At 42.0% G+C, this 19,271-nt stretch carries 19 protein-coding genes; 4 read left to right on the forward strand and 15 right to left on the reverse strand.

The features are described from left to right. Positions 1-24 precede the first annotated feature (24 nt). The 11 genes from GKS34_RS02555 to GKS34_RS02605 all read right to left on the reverse strand — a co-directional run bounded on the left by GKS34_RS02555 (position 25) and on the right by GKS34_RS02605 (position 11,815). Positions 25-846, reverse strand: a complete 822-nt coding sequence (locus tag GKS34_RS02555) for a tetratricopeptide repeat protein (protein ID WP_163383235.1) — start codon at positions 844-846, stop codon at positions 25-27. Positions 847-1,085: 239 nt separating this feature from the next. Next, entirely contained in the window at positions 1,086-2,186 is a 1,101-nt protein-coding gene (gene hisB / locus GKS34_RS02560) for a bifunctional histidinol-phosphatase/imidazoleglycerol-phosphate dehydratase HisB (RefSeq protein WP_163383236.1), read from the reverse strand. A gap of 7 nt (positions 2,187-2,193) precedes the next feature. Continuing rightward, positions 2,194-3,273 carry a histidinol-phosphate transaminase gene (gene hisC, locus GKS34_RS02565; RefSeq protein ID WP_163383237.1) on the reverse strand — a complete coding sequence of 360 codons (1,080 nt, stop codon included), beginning with the start codon at positions 3,271-3,273 and terminating at the stop codon, positions 2,194-2,196. A gap of 5 nt (positions 3,274-3,278) precedes the next feature. After that, positions 3,279-4,568, reverse strand: coding sequence for a histidinol dehydrogenase (gene hisD / locus GKS34_RS02570; protein ID WP_163383238.1), 1,290 nt, complete (start codon positions 4,566-4,568; stop codon positions 3,279-3,281). A 91-nt stretch (positions 4,569-4,659) separates the two neighbouring features. Beyond that, a complete protein-coding gene (gene hisG, locus GKS34_RS02575; protein WP_163383239.1) occupies positions 4,660-5,520 on the reverse strand; it encodes an ATP phosphoribosyltransferase in 861 nt (286 codons plus the stop codon). A gap of 324 nt (positions 5,521-5,844) precedes the next feature. Then, the gene (locus GKS34_RS02580; protein ID WP_163383240.1) at positions 5,845-7,089 is read right to left on the reverse strand and encodes a Rossmann-fold NAD(P)-binding domain-containing protein; all 1,245 of its coding nucleotides are present in this window, start codon (positions 7,087-7,089) and stop codon (positions 5,845-5,847) included. A 289-nt stretch (positions 7,090-7,378) separates the two neighbouring features. Beyond that, positions 7,379-8,398, reverse strand: coding sequence for an ACR3 family arsenite efflux transporter (arsB, locus tag GKS34_RS02585; RefSeq protein ID WP_163383241.1), 1,020 nt, complete (start codon positions 8,396-8,398; stop codon positions 7,379-7,381). A 17-nt stretch (positions 8,399-8,415) separates the two neighbouring features. Then, positions 8,416-9,252: a thioredoxin family protein gene (locus GKS34_RS02590; RefSeq protein ID WP_163383242.1), complete on the reverse strand. Its 837-nt coding sequence runs from the start codon at positions 9,250-9,252 to the stop codon at positions 8,416-8,418. A gap of 507 nt (positions 9,253-9,759) precedes the next feature. After that, the gene (locus tag GKS34_RS02595) at positions 9,760-10,527 is read right to left on the reverse strand and encodes an arsenate reductase/protein-tyrosine-phosphatase family protein (protein WP_240459165.1); all 768 of its coding nucleotides are present in this window, start codon (positions 10,525-10,527) and stop codon (positions 9,760-9,762) included. 24 nt (positions 10,528-10,551) lie between these two features. Further along, a complete protein-coding gene (locus tag GKS34_RS02600) occupies positions 10,552-11,436 on the reverse strand; it encodes an arsenite methyltransferase (protein ID WP_163383243.1) in 885 nt (294 codons plus the stop codon). A gap of 43 nt (positions 11,437-11,479) precedes the next feature. Beyond that, a complete protein-coding gene (locus GKS34_RS02605) occupies positions 11,480-11,815 on the reverse strand; it encodes an ArsR/SmtB family transcription factor (RefSeq protein ID WP_163383244.1) in 336 nt (111 codons plus the stop codon). Positions 11,816-12,057: 242 nt separating this feature from the next. On the opposite strand from GKS34_RS02605, the gene GKS34_RS02610 reads away from it, so the two are divergent. After that, positions 12,058-12,864: a dienelactone hydrolase family protein gene (locus tag GKS34_RS02610; protein WP_240459166.1), complete on the forward strand. Its 807-nt coding sequence runs from the start codon at positions 12,058-12,060 to the stop codon at positions 12,862-12,864. Positions 12,865-13,621: 757 nt separating this feature from the next. Here GKS34_RS02610 and cfa read toward each other — a convergent pair. Next, positions 13,622-14,743, reverse strand: a complete 1,122-nt coding sequence (cfa, locus tag GKS34_RS02615) for a cyclopropane fatty acyl phospholipid synthase (protein ID WP_163383245.1) — start codon at positions 14,741-14,743, stop codon at positions 13,622-13,624. Positions 14,744-14,897: 154 nt separating this feature from the next. On the opposite strand from cfa, the gene GKS34_RS02620 reads away from it, so the two are divergent. From GKS34_RS02620 to GKS34_RS23550, 3 genes are all read left to right on the forward strand, one after another. After that, positions 14,898-15,407, forward strand: coding sequence for a YciE/YciF ferroxidase family protein (locus GKS34_RS02620; RefSeq protein ID WP_163383246.1), 510 nt, complete (start codon positions 14,898-14,900; stop codon positions 15,405-15,407). Positions 15,408-15,713: 306 nt separating this feature from the next. Next, positions 15,714-15,851, forward strand: coding sequence for a CapA family protein (locus tag GKS34_RS23700; RefSeq protein WP_163383247.1), 138 nt, complete (start codon positions 15,714-15,716; stop codon positions 15,849-15,851). Positions 15,852-15,966: 115 nt separating this feature from the next. Further along, on the forward strand, positions 15,967-16,101 hold the full coding sequence (locus tag GKS34_RS23550; RefSeq protein WP_262888542.1) for a hypothetical protein: 135 nt from the start codon (positions 15,967-15,969) through the stop codon (positions 16,099-16,101). Positions 16,102-16,469: 368 nt separating this feature from the next. Here GKS34_RS23550 and groL read toward each other — a convergent pair whose 3' ends face one another. From groL to GKS34_RS02640, 3 genes are all read right to left on the reverse strand, one after another. Continuing rightward, positions 16,470-18,086 (reverse strand): chaperonin GroEL, encoded by a 1,617-nt coding sequence (gene groL, locus GKS34_RS02630; RefSeq protein ID WP_163383248.1) that lies wholly within the window; start codon positions 18,084-18,086, stop codon positions 16,470-16,472. Continuing rightward, positions 18,079-18,486, reverse strand: coding sequence for a hypothetical protein (locus GKS34_RS02635; protein ID WP_163383249.1), 408 nt, complete (start codon positions 18,484-18,486; stop codon positions 18,079-18,081). Before GKS34_RS02635 ends, groL begins: the two co-directional genes overlap by 8 nt. Positions 18,487-18,879: 393 nt before the next feature. Then, positions 18,880-19,125 carry a hypothetical protein gene (locus tag GKS34_RS02640; RefSeq protein ID WP_163383250.1) on the reverse strand — a complete coding sequence of 82 codons (246 nt, stop codon included), beginning with the start codon at positions 19,123-19,125 and terminating at the stop codon, positions 18,880-18,882. Between the last annotated feature and the right edge of the window lie 146 nt (positions 19,126-19,271).

Raw genomic sequence — 19,271 nt, forward strand, 5'->3', positions numbered from 1 at the left:
AGGTTTTAACCTTATTGGTAGGTGTTAGCGAATACTGGCACAACGCCGGAGGTTGGATTTGGCCAGTGGATTGCCATTCATTGCAGCAGTTTCCAGATCAAAACAAGCCTGACGTGGGTTTTTTTCTAACAAACAAAGTGCCCGCCTGGCCAACGCCTCATAGTGTTTGGGGTCTTCCTCCAGTACCCGGTCAAAGTCTTCTACGGCCCATTCCTTGTACCCCAGTTTCATCAGGGCAAACCCTCTGTTATAGTGAGCGGTAAGGTTATCGGGTTCGATTTCCAGGTATTTGTTAAATGAAACAATGGTCCCCAGACCATCTCCTGAGTAAGCCATGGCAATGCCTTTATAAAAATGGGGCTTGGCCTCTTTTGGATTAATTCTGCTGGCCTCTTCCAAAAATTCAACCGCACTTTTGTACCTGCCATTTTTGATTAGGGAGCGAGATAATAGCAGTAGAATGTCGTAATCTTTGGGATCGTGCATGGCGGCAAGCAACAAGTTTTTTTCTGCTGTTTTCAAATCTTCCTGCTCCCAGGCTATTTTTCCGATGCCGGCAAAAGCTTGTGCATAGGTAGGTTGCAAGGCCAAAATTTTGCGGTAGTCTGCCAACGCTTCCCTGTACTGCCCTAATTCTTCATAGGACCGTGCCCGGAGATGCAGGGCTTTTATATCGGTTCCACTGATAAACAATACCTTATTGAATTCCTTGATGGCCCTTTCATAGTGCCCGTTTAAATACAAGGTTTCGGCATCCCTATAGCTCCCGATACAACTTATGTTCAGAAACAACAGACACAAACAGGAGAAATGAGTAAAGGTCAGGGATAGCTTATTGATTAACATGTTAGTTTAAAGATAGTAAAAATATTTTTTTCAACAAAAAATCAACGTTGTTCGATCCAACAATCAACGAACTCCGTAAGTACTCTAAAACAGGCGGTTGAGGTTACAAACAGGGAAAAATGCAAGGAAGCCCTATTGGAGGCAATCCTAAAAATAAACCAAAAGAACACAGCAATAAGAAAAAAAAGTAGTTATTTTTTTATAGGGCTATCCAAAACGGCAGGATAGCCCTATTAATTTTATAAGGTTCCCTTAGTGCTGGGAAGTTGATCAAGGGCTTGAAGGTCCTTTCTTACGGCCATTTTGATGGCTCTGGCAAGTCCTTTAAAAATAGCTTCAATTTTATGATGTTCATTATTCCCTTCTGCTTTGATATTCAGGTTGCATTTTGCCGTATCGCTAAATGATTTAAAAAAGTGATAAAACATTTCCGTGGGCATGTCTCCTATTTTTTCCCGTTTAAAATCCGCTTCCCATACTAACCAGGGCCGGCCTCCAAAATCCACCGCTACCTGTGCCAGGCAATCATCCATGGGTAGCAAAAACCCATAGCGATAAATTCCCTTTTTGTTTCCCATAGCCTGAAGGTAGGCTTCACCCAATGCCAGTGCAGTATCCTCTATGGTATGGTGCTCGTCGATATGCAAGTCTCCCTTTACCTTTATGCTTAGGTCTGTCCCGCCATGTTTGGCCAACTGATCCAGCATGTGATCAAAAAAGGGAAGTCCGGTATGTACCTCGCTTTGACCAGATCCGTCCAGATTTAATTCGATTGCGATTTGCGTTTCTGAGGTATTCCGGGTAATGGTAGCTCGTCTTGGAGGTAATTTTAAAAAGGTATATACCTCGTCCCAGGAGGAAAAACATCGGTCTGCATCGGATGCCTGCTCCTTGCCGAAAAGGATGGATTTGCAACCCAAATTTTTTGCCAGCTGAACGTCTGTTTTTCTATCTCCGATCACATATGAATTTTCCAGATCGTAATCACCATTGAGATAGGAGAGGAGCATGCCGGTTCCGGGTTTCCGTGTAGCGGCCTTCTCATGCTCAAAAGTTTTATCAATATGAATGGCAGCAAATACCACTCCCTCCTGCTCTAATGTTTTTAGCATTTTGTATTGAGCAGGCCAAAAATCCTCGTTTGGAAAAGAAGGGGTTCCCAACCCGTCCTGGTTGGTCACCAGAACCAGTTCGAAATTTCCCTCCTCGGCTATCTTACTTAGATTGGTAATGGATCGGGGAATAAACTCTAATTTTTCAAGGCTGTCCACCTGAAAATCTGTCGGGGGTTCTTTTATAATGGTGCCGTCCCTATCGATAAATAATACCTTTTTCTTCATGCTCATTCTAATTTACACCTTCAGAGATGAACGGCTCAGCCAGTACATCTTGCAAAGCCTGAACTAATTGGATATTTTCCAATTGATTTCCTACTGTGATCCGCAGGCAATCATCACAATGCTGTACGGCGGACCGGTCCCTGACGATAATCTTTTTTTCTATCAACCTTTGGTATACTTTTTTCGCCCGGGGTACTTTAACCAGAAAGAAGTTTGCCTGTGAGGGATAAACAGTATCTACCTGGGGTATTTTTTCCAGTTGTTTCCGAAGTGTCTCTTTCTGGGTGAGGATTTCCCGAATCATTTGCTCCAGTTTATCGGAGTTTTCGAGAGCCTCTGTAACGGTTTTCTGTGTTAGTCCGCTGATGTTGTAGGGAGGTTTTATTTTATTGAGAATGGCGACGATATCGGGAGATGCAAAGGCCATTCCGAGTCGCAGTGCTGCCAGTCCCCAGGCTTTGGATAGGGTTTGTATGACGAGTAGGTTTGGAAACTGTTCCAGCATGTTTAAAAATCCCGGTTCCACGCTAAAATCGATGTAGGCCTCATCGATGACCACCAGGCCCTGAAAATCGCGCGCCACCTGAAGAATGGATTCACGTTTCAGCGTATTCCCGCTGGGATTATTAGGGGAACAGATAAAGATTATTTTCGTGTGCGCATCAACCTCCTCCAGCACCTTATGCGGTAATAGTTGAAAATCGGGGCTTAGGGGCACCTTTTTTACAGCAATGTCGTTTATTCCGGCGCTAACCTCGTACATGCCATAGGTAGGGGGGAGGATGATAACATTGTCCAGCCCAGGCTGGCAAAAGGCCCTGAAAAGCAAGTCAATGGCTTCATCGCTTCCATTACCCAGAAAAATCCGCTCTTTGGATACTTTTTTTATTTTGGAGAGCTTCTCTTTCAAAACAGTCTGATAAGGATCCGGATACCGGTTAAAATCCTGTTCGGTAATGGAACCTAAAGGGTTTTCATTTGCATCCAGAAATACCCCTTCTTTACCACTGTATTCGTCCCTGGCGGATGAGTAAGGTTTTAAAGAGGCAATATGTGGTCGTAGAAGTTTTTGGAGATCGAAATCCATCTTACTTAATCTTTTGAAAGGTGGTTTAAACGAACGGTAACAGCATTTTTATGCGCCTCCAGGTTTTCGTGCTGAGCCATTATTTCTATGGAAGGCCCCAGTGATTGAATCCCTGCGGATGTGATTTTCTGATAGGTAATCTTTTTAACAAAACTGTCCAGCGACACTCCTGAATAGCTTCTTGCGTAGCCATTGGTAGGCAACGTATGGTTCGTGCCGGAGGCATAATCCCCTGCCGATTCCGGGGTAAAATTCCCGATAAATACCGAACCGGCATTTACGATGCCCTGAATGGCTTTCTCTTCCTCTTTCACGGCCAGTATCAGGTGTTCCGGGGCGTAAGAGTTGATCAGGTCCAAGGCATGATCCATGTTCTCCATAACAATCGCAACACTGTTTTCCAGTGCTTTTTTTGCGATTTTTTGTCGGGGAAGTTCTTTTAGCTGAAGTTCTACAAAAGTCAGGACTTTTTTTATAATCTTTTCCGTGGGACAAATCAGAACCACCTGGCTATCTACTCCATGTTCTGCCTGGGATAAGAGATCTGAGGCAACAAACTCGGGAATGGCACTTTCATCGGCATAAACCAAAACCTCTGACGGTCCCGCAGGCATATCGATGGCCACCCCCTGCCTGGTGGCGAGTTGTTTGGCTGCCGTTACATATTGATTACCAGGACCAAATATTTTGTCTACCTGAGGAACGGTCTCGGTTCCGTAGCACATAGCAGCAATAGCTTGTGCGCCACCTGCCTTTATGATTTTTGATATTCCTATTAACGAAGCCGTGTAGAGAATGGCGGGATGAATCTTACCCGTTGGGTCAGGAGGAGTGCATAGCACAATTTCCTTACATCCAGCCAACTTAGCCGGAATCCCCAGCATTAATACCGTGGAAAACAAAGGAGCAGTCCCTCCAGGTATGTATAAGCCCACTTTCTGTATGGCCACACTTCTACGCATACAGGTAACTCCTTCCGAAATTTCAGAACTGATGGAGGGCATTTCCTGCAGTTTATGAAATTTTTCGATGTTTCGCTTGGCGGTTTGGATTGCCTCTCTTAATTCGGCACTTAATTGTTCGCCTGCAGCACCCACTGTGGCCTGGTCTACCAGCAAAGAATCGATTTCTGCGTGGTCATATTCCAGGGCAAATTTTTTCAACGCTTTGTCTCCCTGGCGCTTCACCTTCTTCATGATGGGTTTGACGATCTTTTCTATTGCCTTCATTTTTTGAACGGGTCTGGCCAGTTCTTTATTCCAAGTTTTACTATCAGGGTTCACCAGGATTCTCATGTTGCGTTGATTAATAGTCCCTTAAATTAACGAAAAGCGAATTAAAATTTTTCAGGCCAGGGAAGAAAAGCAAGCCTAAGTTTCAACAGGTTTAAATAACCATTTTTTCTATGGGTATGACCAATATTCCCTGGGCCCCAGCAGCTCTTAATTCTTCAATGTTCTCCCAAAATTGATCTTCACTAATAACTGAGTGTACGGATGACCAGCCATTTTCTGCCAGAGGTAAAATGGTCGGGCTCCGCATGCCAGGAATCAGAGAAATGATTTTATCAAGTGATGCATTGGGTGCATTTAATAGCACGTATTTGTTTTTCTTCCCTTTTTGTACCGCATCCATTCGAAATAGCAGTTTTTCTACGATCTGGTGTTTTTCAACGGAAAGGCCGTTATTGCGGATCAAGACGGCTTCGGATTGGAAGATTTCTTCCACTTCTTTCAGGCCGTTCATCATCAGGGTGGAGCCGGAACTTACTATATCGCAAATACCTTCTGCCAGACCGATGCTGGGAGCGATTTCCACCGAACCACTGATCTCATGAATTTCGGCATGTACCTGCTTCAATTTCAGATAGTCTCCCAATATTTTAGGATAGGAGGTAGCAATATTTTTGCCTTCAAAATAGCCGACTCCCGGGTATTCTTCTCCCTTGGGGATGGCCAGGGAAAGCCTGCATTTGGAAAACCCAAGTTTCTTTAAAATGGTAACCTCTTTATTTTTCTCCACCAACTCATTTTCCCCGACGATCCCCAAATCAGCCACGCCGTCAGCAACGTAACCTGGAATGTCATCGTCTCTTAAAAACAAAAACTCTACCGGGAAGTTGGTAGCTGTGGATTTAAGTTTACCGGTACCATTGTAAAATTTAATACCACATTCTTTGATTAGTTTTAGTGATTCCTCACTTAGCCGTCCGCTTTTTTGAACGGCTATTCTAATATTGTTTTCCATGAATTATTGATACACTGGTGACTATAAATTTTTGAAGAAAATGAATGGTCCCGAAAAGGGGAGCATGGACAAGGATTGAATTCCGGATTTAGGAGGAATGATGACCCATATGATGCCAGCGAGCATTTGCTGAATGGAAAAATGATGGTATATGGCAATTGCTCTTTAGGGTTCTCATAATGGTGCAAATTTAGTGAGCTATTGCTAACATACAAAATAATAGGGGGATTACTGGCATAAAAAAAGAGGCCCCAGACGGAGCCTCTTCCACATTAAACCAACCAAACCAAAAAATATATTTACCCGAAATGAACTGCCGCAAAATCAATTGCGTAGAAAAAATTCATTCACCAGGCGATCGTAACTGACCAAATCTTTGTATGTCGTACCCTTTTGTATTTTTTTCAATGACTTCGCCAGGATACCTGCGAAAGAGGCATGAGATATGGTCTCCCTTTTTACCAAAGGCTTTTCTATGGTAATCATTTTTGGAATTCCAGTGTCCGCCTCTCCAATTTCAATCAATAGTTGTTTAGCCGTTTCCAACAGGTCTTCGCCTTTTTTTTTATCCAGCACCTGAAAAAAGTGTTTGTTTCGCTGAGCGAGGAGTGGTTTCGCTTTTTTTAACCATCGTTTGTTTATTTCCATCTTTCCCTGGATTACCTGGTAAATGTCAGAAAGCTCGAAAAAGATTAGGTGGGAGTGGGTTTTGAGTAGATCGAATTTATTGCTTTTTACAGCCAGATCGATCAGTACTTTCATCGATGAAAAATTCGTATGGGTATAATCGGTAATTGACACATCCTCACCTTCTTCTAACGTGGAAATCAAGATATCGTTTTCCTGGATAACATTCCCTACCTGCTCGATGGGTTCGTAAATGAATTGATTTAATTCTTTGGTATCCAAAGCAGCAAATGATTGGATGTTTTTTTCTACAATTACGATGTTTTCAAAACCCTTGCTCTTCAGCTTTTGAAAAACCTTTTTTCCCAAGGCATTGAAGCCAATGATAGCGATTTTGGGCTGCTTGATCTTTTTTACCAATTCCGAAACCATGTCCGATACCGTAAAAGAAATTGAAAAATTCGGTGCCTGATAACTTACCTCGCCAATTAAAAAATGGTTGGTGCTTTTCAAATAATCCCTCCATTCCGATAGCAAGGGCCCTGCCATGCCTGCCTGAACCGATAGCTCGAGGGCATCCATAAAGGCCGCATAAAGCGGAACACTACCGTAAGTAGTGGCCTGAACCCCGAAACATAATTCCGTCAGGTGGGAAAATCCACATTCCTCGTTACAATTTTGCTGGAAAAAAGTTTTTTCAGGAAGGTGGTCACCCAACTTAATTTTCCGGATAGCTTGGTAAATCTCGTCTTCCTGACTGTTAGAACTGAAATAAAGAATTTCGGTTCTTTCCGGATTAGAGAGCACCAAGGCTTCCCCCAATTCGGGCCATTGTTTCATTTGTTGCAATAAACCCCTGATTTCTTCCGGGGTTAACTGAAACCCGCTTTCCTGATCTTTTTGTAAACCAGTACTGAAACTTAAAAGTCTAAACTGTCCCATTTTATGCTGTTTATGTTCGCTGTTAATTTTGGAAGGAGTTACGAAGCTCCAACCATCACCGGATTTACCGGCCTAAAAATTTATAGGTTAAAAGTAGCATTTGAATTTCTGTAAGTGGAATTTATTCGGTGAACCGAACGCTGTGATCGGTAAATGAGGCAAAACAAGGGTTAAAAAATAAGGGATGGTCCTCAACTAATTACGGAAAGGCTGTAACTAATTACCTTTTAGTAATTGAACCAATTGTGAATAAATGGTTTACCAGAGCCGGGATATAAGGCAAAACCGTTCAATACTTCCAGCGTTTGGCAAGTTGAACCAGCGAGAGCATCACCGGTACCTCAATAAGTACTCCAACAACGGTAGCCAATGCTGCTCCTGAACTCAAACCAAATAAAGCGATGGCCACTGCCACTGCCAGTTCGAAGAAATTACTCGCACCGATCATGGCCGCCGGCGCACAAACCCGGTACGTTAGTTTGAGGTATTTACCTGCAAACCAACTAACAAAAAAGATAAGATAGGTCTGCAGGGTTAATGGAATGGCTATTAATAAGATATGCTGAGGTTGTGCAATGATTTGTTCACCCTGAAAAGCGAAAAGCAGGACCAGGGTAGTCAACAAAGCTACGATCGAAAGGGGTTTTAATTTGGGAAGAAACCGTTCTTTCAACCAATCCTCGCCCTTCTGCCTGATGATGAAGCGATTGGTCAAATAACCCGCAATCAAAGGGATAACCACAAAGACTACCACCGACGTAATGAGTACGTCATAGGGTACTTGAAAGTCAGTAATTCCCAATAAAAATTGAACGATGGGAACAAAGGCAACCAATAGAATAAGGTCGTTGACTGAAACTTGAACCAAGGTGTAATTTGGGTCTCCATTGCTCAAATAGGACCAGACAAAAACCATGGCGGTGCAGGGGGCGGCTCCCAATAGAATGGCCCCGGCAATGTATTCATCGGCCTGTTCGGGAGTTAACCAGGCGCTGTAGAGGTGGTCGAAAAATATCCATGCAAAAAAGGCCATTGTAAATGGCTTGATCAGCCAATTGACCACGACCGTCAGTCCCAGTCCTCTGGAATTCCTGCCAACTTCTTTTAAGGAACTGAAATCCACCTGAACCATCATCGGATAGATCATCAGCCAGATAAGAATGGCAACAGGGATATTTACGTGGGCTATTTCCAGGGAGGACAGATAGCCCATTTTTTCACCAAAAAAGGATCCGATTCCTATGCCTGCAGCAATACATAGCAATACCCATATAGTCAGGTATTTTTCAAAAAAGCCTATTCCCTTCATCGAGTTTTGGATTTGTTTTAATTTAGGAACAATTTTATTTCGTCCGTTTTTTTAAAATCATTCGTCTTGTAAATCACGTTTTCCTTTGCATCGGTAATCAGGAAAAAGGGAAGCCCCACCTTGAGCTCGGGAAAGCGCGGATCGTTTCGATATTTTTCAAACTTAGTAGAAGTATCGTAAACTTTATATAGAATGGCATTTTGCAAAGCAGCATTTAAAGCGGCATCGCTCTGGGTTTGCTTCTGAAAGGCAACACAATTAGTGCACCGGTCCCTATGAAAATCTACAAAAACCAATTTTCCCGTTTCGGCTGCTTTTTGATAGGCAGCTTCTTTATTTAAATACCAGGTGAGTTCTCCTTTTTGCTCAATGGTCGGCGGCATTTCCTGTCCGGAAGCAGTGCTATTGTAAGTAGCTGACTCCTGGGGCAATACATTTGCCCCAATAAGGAAGAACCCAAAGACGCCAGCCAGGGCAAATAAAGACAATTTTGTTCTTAGCTGCTTTGATTTGTTTTGCGATTGAAGATTAAATGATGCCAGGAATAACAAGACAGCACCCAGTATTATATAAAAGCTAACGTTGTCGTTCATACCAAAGCCATTTATGCCTTTAACAAGGTATCCGTAAGCGAAATAGGCGATTACAATAGCAAAGACCCATTGTACATAAAACATCCATTTTCCACTTTTCGGTAGCGCCAGCCCAAAAACACCGAGAAGCAAAACCGGAACACCCACCCCAAAACCAAAGAACATCATTTTGAAGGCTGCAGAGACGCCAAACCTGCTGTAACCGTGCTTGAGCTTGACGCGATCGCCACTAATATACTGACTACTATAGGTCCTACACAAGCTGACGACAGTAATCCTGCTCCAGCACCCATTACCAGGGTTCCACCTAAACCTCGGTTTTCAGTATCTAACTGTCCTCCAAGGAAGGAGAGTTGCAAGTAATCTACGGTCGCCAAAGCCATCATAAATAACACAACGCCAATGTTCAGGTTTGCAATTGGTAACCGGAGGATATCGTTAAAAGCTCCCCCGGGTTATTGAAGCAATAATTCCAAATAGAAAATAAATGCTGGCCAAGTCGAAGTAATAGGCTAACGGATGCGCAAATTTCCCCCATTTACTTGTCCTGTTTCGTAAGAAGTTAACAGTCAAGGGTAAACTGGGTAGACGCAGGGCAAAAGACTTGCCATAGCGCAAGCCAGAAATAAGAAAAGATAAGACCCAATCCCTGTACTTCCGCCAATTGCGAACCGACCCAGGTATTCATTTCGTCGAATACAGATTGAGCTTAAACTTGCGAACCAAGTGATATGAGAATGGCTAAAAGACTAAGCTTTTTCATCAATATTAAACCTTCACTTGGGACATCATGTAGAACATTTCTGTAGCTATTTGCTTCGTGCGTTCATCATAAACCGCTGCTTCCTGTTCCGTTCCATCAGCCTCTTTAGGATCTACGTAAGGGATGGGTACGCGGAGCGAGGCTCCTGGAATAAAGGGGCAGCTTTTGTCAGCTTCCGAACAGGTCATAATCGCCGCAAAATTTTCTGAAGCATTGAATGCATCGTCATATTTTTTCGAAAAACACTCCACTTCTTCTCCATTTTCTGAGAAGCTGACTTTATAACGGGGATTATCTCCTTTTGTGTGGTTTACCCGGAAACCGGCTCGTTCGATAGCAGCCACCGCTCTGGGATTAAATGCCGTTGCCTCGGTGCCTCCTGAATACGTGTGGACCCCTTCCTCTACTCCATAATACGCCGCGGCAGTTGCTGCCCAGATCTGGCTTAAATGACTTCTACGGCTATTGTGGGTACAAATAAAAGTAAGATTAGCGGGTTCATTCGATTTCTTTTTGGTTTGAACGTACAAGGCAATTTTTTTCAATTGATCTTTTCGGTCGTTTGGAATGGCATCAATACCGGCGAGAACGGATTCAATATACTGTGAAAGTTCTGGATACATGGAGATTTCAATGGTTTTAGGTTCCGATGACATGGTGGCTTGGATTGGTTCACTGACTTTTGCATTTGGGTTTCCTTCCTTTTTGGAGTTTGAAGTGCAGGAAAGAAATAAAATGGAGACAATGGAAAAAGGGATGAGTAATCGTTTCATTTTAGAATGTTTTTTAATAATAGTTTAACAACATCCGGACCCTTCCTGGCAGGAATTGGTTTGCATTTCTGATAATTTTATTTTTGGCATTTTGTCGCCATTTCCAGGTTTTTCCGCGTACACCGTAATGCTGTAAATGCCTGTTCCTCCCTGATTGAAGGCAATAATATCTTCGGGACGGAGGTATTTTCCTAAAATGTCATCAGGAATGCTTATAGACTTCTCTTTTTGTAAGGTGATATTCTGGAACCCCGACTTCTCAATGTGCTCCAGGTAGGCTTCTTTTTGAATGGCACCCGCTACGCAGCCTGCATACATTTCAGCATCTTCTTTCAGAGCTTGAGGAAGGTCCCCGACCAATACTATATCTGAAATGCTAAAATGGCCACCCGCTTTTAGCACCCGGAAAATTTCCCCAATCACTTTTTCTTTGTCGGGAACCAGGTTCAGCACGCAATTGCTCACCACTACATCTGCCACCTCGTCATTTACCGGCATCTCATCGATATCACCTTCCCGAAACTCCACGTTATTAAAAGCCAATTTTTCAGCATTAAGCCTGGCCTTTTGGACCATAGCAGGCGTAAAATCGATACCGATTACTTTTCCCTCCGGTCCCGCTTCGTGCCTGGCTACGAAACAGTCGTTTCCTGCTCCGGAGCCTAGGTCAATGACGGTGTCGCCTTTTTGGATTTTGGCAAATTGTGTGGGTAATCCACACCCCAGCCCCAAATCTGCTTCTTTCACATATCCACTTGTTTCGGTATAATCATCCATCATGATGTTATATACCTTGTTGGATGGGGTAGTGGCGCCGCAGCAGGAAGCCGCATTCTGTGTTTTTCCTTGGTTGGCGATGCGCGCATAGCGGTCTTTCACCAAATTCTTTAAATCGTTATCGTTGTTCATCGTCTTTTCTACTTTTAGCTGTAGTTGTATGTAGTTTCGTGTCTCAACAACAATCCCTGGGAATGGAAGGAGGGTATTGGTCAAAGAGCTGGTTAAATTGATTTTTTATTTCCGTCCAGCGCATAGGATTGATACAATAGCTGATCCGGGAGCCCTCAATGGTTCCCTGTATGATGCCTACTGATTTTAGTTCTCGGAGGTGCTGGCTGATGGTTGCTTGTGCCAGGCCCAGTTCCTGTACCAGATCGCCATTGATGCAGGCATTGCTTTTAAGTAACTGCTGAATGATCGCCACCCGGGCGGGATGCGCTAATACTTTGGCCACAGTTGCCAGCTCATTTTGCATTTCGTTGAATAAATCACTTTTGGTTACCCCCACTTCGAGCTTATTTTAAATTATTGATAAGTACATTGCAATATTACGATATGTTTTTCTAAAAGAAAAGCGCTCTTTGAAAAAATCACAATTTGATAATTTGGCATCTAACTTTACCGCACCAATATCGGTTTTCAAAGCATCCGACAATTCCTCTTTTAAAAATTTAAAGATTCCTATACCTTGTATTGGTATTTATTTACTATTAAGAAAGTATCTTGGGATCAACCAAAACGTAATGAGTTATGGATCGACATTTATTCTATGGATTTTACATACCCATTTTGATTGCTTTTTTCAGTTTGGGAATCCAGCCCGAATCAACAGCTCAGAATAATGAAAATCATATGAATGAAAACATAGGAGATACTCCGGACAAGGAATTGCAGCGTAAGCACTTATACAGACTGCTGGGAAAACTTCCCGAACGGGATAGGCCAATAGGTGTGGAAGTGATTGCAACGGAGGAAAGGGATGGGGTTATAATTCAAAAATTGCTATTGGATATCAATGGACTAGAACTGGTCCCAGCCTATTTTTCCATACCTAAAAACGCTACTGGTAAACTGCCGGTGGTGCTGTTTAACCATTCTCATTTTGGACAGTATGAAGTGGGGAAGAATGAATTTGTTATGGGAAGGAAGGAAATGCAAACCCCGCCTTATGCTGTAGCCCTGGCCAAAGAAGGTTATGCCGGATTATGCCTGGATTCCTGGGGATTTGGAGAGCGTTCCGGAAGGGCTGAACTGGATATTTTTAAAGAAATGCTCTGGAAGGGGCAGGTGCTTTTTGGGATGATGGTCTATGATAACCTTCGGGCTTTGGATTACCTGGTTTCCAGGGATGATATCGACGAGGATCGCATTGCCACCCTGGGCATGTCCATGGGCAGCACCATGGCCTGGTGGTTGGCAGCCCTGGATGAACGGATCAAGGTTTGTGTGGATCTGAATTGCCTGACCGATTTTCATACGTTAATGGAACAGGGAGATTTACGTCTCCACGGTATCTATTATTACGTTCCCGATTTACTGACCCATTTTTCAACCTAAACTATCAATGCGCTTATTTCGCCGAGACCCCATTTTGGGCTAGCAGGAGAATTTGATCCCCTGACTCCTCTGAAAGGACTGGAAATCATTGATAAAAATTTACAGGCTGCATACGCCCGTGATGGGGCACCTGATGCCTGGAAATTGAAGATATATCCGGTAGCCCACGAAGAAACGGCAGAGATGCGGGCAGATATTCTACAGTTTTTGCGGGAATGGTTGTAAGTATTTTAAGTATTAGTTAGGATTCAAAAATTCAAAGGTTATTTTCACCAGGAACGGAACCAATTTTTTTGCCCGAGCCGTAATGCTTCTTTTTTTTAGGAATGAAAGAAAGAGTTGTTTGGGTAAAGGAATTTCCGGTCTGTAATAGCTGTCCTTTTTCAGGCAATAGTTGCAGTTTTTTTTTTCTTAACCTTCAAAATGTTTTAATAAATGCAAACGCCCTGTCATATCCGGAGATCAACTCATTATACGAAGCAATTTGGATTAGGAATATCGCATGGTAAAAATTGGTCAACAAAGGTCTAAATCATTAAGAACGTGTATTCAGATTTTGCTTTGGTGCTTATGTAAAAACCCTGGTCATAAAAAGGGAATAAGGCAATTTATCAAAGTGAAATTGTAACCAGCACAATTTATCATTCTTACCAACTACTAGACATGGGTAAATATTCCGGTGATGCTGGTTCTCAACATGAGTGCAAAGAAGAGAGGCTACTACCAAGATAGTTTTTCTTTTTGCGGTTAAACTCCTTTACCGAATGGAGATGTATCCCCCAGGTACACCATTTTTAGAAAGGACTACCTGCCAAAGTTGATTTTTTCGGGATCGAAAAGCTCCCGCGCAGCTTAATAGATAATAATTCCACATCCGATAGAATCTTTCGTCATATCGGTCTTTTAACTTCTCCCAATTGGTTTCGAAATTTTTATGCCACGCCATAATTGTCCGGTCATAGTCGGCGCTGAAGTTATGCCAGTCCTCCATAACAAAAATACCTTCAATTGCTTTTGCAATTTGCTGAATGGATGGAAGTAATGAATTGGGAAAGATATAATGGTTAATCCATGGATCATTCCATGTAGAAGTGAAATTGCTCCCTATGGTATGCAGTAAAAATAACCCATCATCTTTTAGGGATCGTTGGACCGATTTCATGTAGGTACGGTAATTTTTATAGCCTACATGTTCAAACATGCCCAACGATACCACCCGATCAAATGTTTCGTTTACCTGACGATAGTCCAGAAGTCGGATATCAACTGGCAATCCTTTACAGGTTTCCTTGGCTAATTTGGCCTGTTCCGTTGAAACAGTAATCCCCGTTACTTGAACATTATAATTTTCTGAAGCAAACTTGGCAAACCCACCCCAGCCACAGCCAATATCCAATACCCGCATGCCAGGTTGAAGATTTAATTTTAAACAGGTAAGTTTCAGTTTTTTTTCCTGGGCTTCCTCCAGTGTAACTGCATCTTTCCAATAAGCACAAGAATAGATCATTCGCTGATCGAGCATGGTAGAAAAAAGGTCATTTCCTAAGTCATAATGCCGTTTGGCTGAACGAAAGGATCCTGAAATATTTTGAAGGTTTAGTGCTTTGGCAAGAAACACCTGAACCAATGTTTTCCAGTTTCCTCGGATCTTATCCTGAAGCCGTGTTTTAAATATCCGTGTAAAAAATTCATCCAATTCTTTACAGTCCCACCAGTTTTCCATATAACTTTCTCCCGCGCCCAAAGACCCCTCCAGTAATACCTGATTGAAAAATTTTTCATTGTGTACCTGCAAATCCCAGGAATTATTCCCATTAATATTAATGCTTGCCAGAGAAAGTAATTCCTGAATGGTCTTTTTTGCTTCGATGGTTTTCATTCTTCCCATTTATTATTATTGATCCGGATAATTGTTGACGTAGCCTAAGAAATGAATATATTTATCAATTTTCAACGATCTTTATCACCAAGAAAACATACAATCGTCATTGATGAAACGGTCTTCCACGGATATTTTTATCACAAAAGGAGATATGAAAAAGGCACTATCCAATTTACAAGAAGCATTGGGTTATCAACTTAAAAATCTTTATGATGCTGAGAAAAAGATTCAGAAAGCTTTGCCAGAATGCAGTGAAAAGGCTACCAGTCCAAGACTGCAAAAAGAATTGAAAAATTATCTTGAAAGTACCTTCGACAAGATCAATAAATTGGAACGTGTTTTTAATTACCTGATGGATTCCCCAACTGGCCGGGAAAATCTGATCATGGATAAAATGCTGGAAGATACCCATCATATCTTAAAAATTTCCTCATCTGATGAATTGCGGGATGTGCTGATTACCAGCTGTCTGCAGAATATTATTCATTATAAGATTGCAGGATATGGAAGCGCTCACGCAATGGCCATGGAACTAGACCTGCGCACGGTTACTGATCTTTTACATGAGGTACTTATGTGGGAAAAGCAAAGCGACCAGGTTTTAACATCAATCGCAGTTAAAGAACTAAACGTGAAAGCAACAAAAGTACCTAAGCCTTAACGCTTAATTATTTTAATAGGATTAGTCCTGAGGAACGCTGAATCAGGGGAATTCCTGTTCGACTCTGACATATTGGACCTGATTCCCCGTACATTAATTATGGGAATTGTTGGGGATGTGATGTTGGAATGAAGGCTAAATACCGTCATATCCAAGAGGGGGTATGATTACCCCTGTGGTAATGTATTGTCCTTAATGAAAGAGACAGCTCTTACTTTGATCAATCTTAAATCCTGCCTAACCAACAGGGAAAAAAGTAGATAAAACCTTTAATTTTAAAGCCACATCAGAATAGACCATGCTTTATTGACTGCCCGGCTCAGCATTGCTAACCTGGTCAATAATCATATCCTGGATTTTGATAAAGAAGGCTTTCTGGATACAATTACAGCACTTGAAAAGGCGGTATTAAACACGTCTGAATTATTAAAACAGTACAAATGATAAAAATCATTTCGATGACCCCAGGGAAATCATTGGGATTGAAGGTGACAACCCATAGCTTTACTTAAGTTGTCAAAGAAATAACGTACTATAGTTGTCAAAGAAATAACGGACTATGAAAAATAGACAAAAAGTCCAATCACTGATGAACTGGCTTCCTTTTTTCAGGTATTATCTGATCCTCAAGAAAAAAGAAGGTGGTTTTTTAAGGGAAAGTATTCCCGGTGAAACCTCCTCTGATTTTCATTAAGGACAAAAACTATATAGACAAAACCACATACCAATGGAGTTTGATAAATAGGTCCAAAAGAGAAATGAGTTCCTTCACAGGTTAAGGAAAATCTCGAAAATAAGGATAAGGCCCATGCTGCCAATTTCTACGGTGCGCCCTTAGGGTCTTAAGAATTCATTTCAGCATGGAAAATTCCCGCCATTGTTGTATCAACTACCAATGGCCGTTAAAAGTGTATATGGGGAAGAAAGGAAAATCAAAGACCAACTAACTAATCTTACAAAAAATTTCCAGGCCATCTTTGAAAAACAGCCGATAAAGTAATAATTGAACTTATTCAAGAAAAAGAATTTTATAAAGATGTCGGGCCCAGAAATAGATTAGAGTCAGATCTGGGGTAGGGTATCCAACGTTTCATTTTCCTTACTCCTGTTTTTGGCGATAACACATTCAGTGGTTAACATCATCATAGCTACTGAAGCAGCATTTTCAAGGGCAAGCCTTCCAACCTTGGTTGGATCGATTACCCCTGTTTTCAAAAGTTGTTCAAATTGCTCGGTCTTGAAATTAAATCCGAAATCATTTTCGCCATCTTTCACTCGTTGAAGGATCTCATTGGAATCAAGACCTGCATTTACTGCCAGTTGTTTGATAGGTTCCTCCAGGGATTTTTTCACCACATATATTCCAAATTTTTCTTCTTCATTTTCCGGAGAGAGCTCATCCAAGGAAGAAATGGACCGTAAATAGGATACTCCGCCTCCCGGTACAATTCCCTCCTCAATTGCGGCTCGCGTGGCATTTAAAGCATCTTCTACCCTGTCCTTTTTCTCAACCATTTCAACTTCGGTAGAGGCACCCACATAAATGACAGCCACCCCTCCCGTGAGCTTTGCCATCCTTTCCTGTAATTGGTCTTTTTCAAAACTGGTTGCTGCTTTTACTATTTCGGCCTTGAGCTGCTTAATACGTTTCTCAATATTTTCTTTTTGGCCTGATCCATTTATAAGGGTAGTATTGTCCTTGTTGATTATTATTTTCTCACATACACCCAAATGGCTTAGCTCGGCTTTATCGAGTTCAAATCCTTTTTCTTCTGAAAAAACTGTCCCGCCAGTCAAAAAAGCAATGTCTTCCAGTTGATCTTTCCTTCTGTCTCCAAATCCAGGAGCTTTTACTGCTGCAACTTTTAATACGCCTCTTAAATTGTTTACCACCAGGGTAGCCAAGACATCACTTGCAAAATCTTCTGCGATTATAAGAAATGGTGCCCCAGTTTGAGTTACCTTCTCCAAAAGGGGAAGCAATTCCCTAATACCGGAAACCTTCTTGTCATGGAGCAGAATATATGGCCGCTCAAATACCACTTCCATTTTTTCATTTTCGGTGATGAAATAAGGTGAAATGTACCCCCGATCGAACCGCAATCCCTCCACAACTTCGATGGAAGTCTCAATACCCTTTGCTTCCTCAATCGTTATCACACTTTCTTTTCCCGCTTTTCTCACCGCTTCGGCTATAAGCTTTCCAATTTCACCGTCATTATTGGCAGAAATAGAGGCAACCTGTTCAATTTTGGAATGGTCATCTCCCACGGATACTGATTGTTTCTTTAGGTGGTCTACCACGGCCTTTACGGCTTTACTTATTCCACGTCTGACCTCCATGGGGTTTATTCCCGCTTCAATTCGTTTTAACCCGATGTTGATCATTGCCTGGGCTAAAAGAGTGGCCGATGTTGTTCCATCCCCGGCAGTTTCAGAGGTTTTAATGGCTGCCTGACGAAGCATCTTGGCTCCGAGGTCTTCAACAGGATCGTCAAGCTCCACCTGTCTCGCAACAGTCACACCGTCATTGCAGACCTGAGGCTCGCCGTTTACCTTCTCAAATACTACGGTTCGCCCCTTTGGTCCAAAAGTAATAATTACAGACTGGGCCAAAAGATTCATGCCTTCCGTTAATTTCCTGCGAGCGTTGATATCAAACTCAATTATTTTACTCATAATTTTTTACAAAAGAATAAACATTTTTTTTGAATTTCCGAACCAGATAATGGAGATCATACATCTCCAGGAGTAGTTTCCGGTGCGTTTTTCTAAAGGCTTCTTCTTCCTCGACCTGAGTTGTTTTAAACAGTGCCGCCAGTTGTTGTTCATGGCTACTCACTTTTTCACGCATCTTACCCACCTTATTGCCTATAAGGATGAGTTCATTTTCCAAAGCCTTGAACTCCTGAGCAGGAAAGGATTTAATGGTTTCATTCTTTTTGATCAAGTGGTGAAAAAAGGCCACTTCATCCTTTAAAAAATCCATTTCATTAATCCATTCACGGCTTTCCACATGTAGCGATTCAAGGCTTGCATTTAACAAATAGGCTGATCGGGAGTAGGTTAATAATTCCATTTCTACAATTGTTTAAAATGAGGAAATAAATTTGCTTTATGATATTCCAGTCTGCTTTTGAGGCTCAGAGGTAACATTTTGATGCATTCCTCCGAAAGCCGTGCAAATAAGCAGCAACCTGATGAGTGGCCCGATAAAGGGTATCCTGTATACTCTCTAGAACACCCGCCGCTTTCTCATTCAAGGCAGTGGTTCGGGAAGTATTTTTTATGGAGCTTTTAATCTCCCGATCCAGAGTTATTTCTCGACTACTTGACAAAAATTTCTCATTTACTATCGTTCGCTCCGCCATATTTCCCCTGCCACCAGCCAGCATTACACCTCCTCTAATTTGTCCGTAATGAGTAATTGTGCCACCGGAAATAATCTCAAACGTAACCGTTTAGGAACGGATTACCTCCCACCATCAGAATACCCTGTACAATAGAATCCTATATGTTTATGGTTACTTCCTTCCAAGATAAGATCGCCTAATCCGGGGGAATCTATGGTTGCGGTTCCACCGCCTACATAAAGATGATAATCTATACTTTCACGGAATTCCACATTATTGCTGGACTCTTCCAGTGCAATGGCAAGAAGCAGGGAAATCCATGAACAGACCAGGACATTGGAATCAAAAGGACTATTGCCTACCATCCGCCATAAGTTTAATTAGTAAATTTATCTGTGTGAATGGATAAGAACAATGATCAATATCACCAAATGAAGAGATTTGTCTTACTGAAATTGGACTTTGTGAAAAATGGTGAAAAAATTCCCAGGCATATTTGATCTATATTATA

It is taken from the genome of Cyclobacterium jeungdonense (genome assembly GCF_010994275.1).
Taxonomy (GTDB): Bacteria; Bacteroidota; Bacteroidia; order Cytophagales; family Cyclobacteriaceae; genus Cyclobacterium; species Cyclobacterium jeungdonense.

Bases quoted from the DNA above. Each gene is read 5' to 3' on its own strand.
- hisC (WP_163383237.1), bottom strand. From the start codon at position 3,273: ATGGATTTCGATCTCCAAAAACTTCTACGACCACATATTGCCTCTTTA.
- GKS34_RS23550 (WP_262888542.1), top strand. From the start codon at position 15,967: ATGAAAAATAGACAAAAAGTCCAATCACTGATGAACTGGCTTCCTTTT.
- GKS34_RS02635 (WP_163383249.1), bottom strand. From the start codon at position 18,486: ATGGAATTATTAACCTACTCCCGATCAGCCTATTTGTTAAATGCAAGC.
- GKS34_RS02620 (WP_163383246.1), top strand. From the start codon at position 14,898: ATGAAAAAGGCACTATCCAATTTACAAGAAGCATTGGGTTATCAACTT.
- GKS34_RS02555 (WP_163383235.1), bottom strand. From the start codon at position 846: ATGTTAATCAATAAGCTATCCCTGACCTTTACTCATTTCTCCTGTTTG.
- GKS34_RS02640 (WP_163383250.1), bottom strand. From the start codon at position 19,125: ATGGTAGGCAATAGTCCTTTTGATTCCAATGTCCTGGTCTGTTCATGG.
- groL (WP_163383248.1), bottom strand. From the start codon at position 18,086: ATGAGTAAAATAATTGAGTTTGATATCAACGCTCGCAGGAAATTAACG.
- GKS34_RS02600 (WP_163383243.1), bottom strand. From the start codon at position 11,436: ATGAACAACGATAACGATTTAAAGAATTTGGTGAAAGACCGCTATGCG.
- GKS34_RS02595 (WP_240459165.1), bottom strand. From the start codon at position 10,527: ATGAAACGATTACTCATCCCTTTTTCCATTGTCTCCATTTTATTTCTT.
- hisD (WP_163383238.1), bottom strand. From the start codon at position 4,568: ATGAGAATCCTGGTGAACCCTGATAGTAAAACTTGGAATAAAGAACTG.
- hisG (WP_163383239.1), bottom strand. From the start codon at position 5,520: ATGGAAAACAATATTAGAATAGCCGTTCAAAAAAGCGGACGGCTAAGT.
- GKS34_RS02580 (WP_163383240.1), bottom strand. From the start codon at position 7,089: ATGGGACAGTTTAGACTTTTAAGTTTCAGTACTGGTTTACAAAAAGAT.
- GKS34_RS02610 (WP_240459166.1), top strand. From the start codon at position 12,058: ATGGATCGACATTTATTCTATGGATTTTACATACCCATTTTGATTGCT.
- cfa (WP_163383245.1), bottom strand. From the start codon at position 14,743: ATGAAAACCATCGAAGCAAAAAAGACCATTCAGGAATTACTTTCTCTG.
- arsB (WP_163383241.1), bottom strand. From the start codon at position 8,398: ATGAAGGGAATAGGCTTTTTTGAAAAATACCTGACTATATGGGTATTG.
- hisB (WP_163383236.1), bottom strand. From the start codon at position 2,186: ATGAAGAAAAAGGTATTATTTATCGATAGGGACGGCACCATTATAAAA.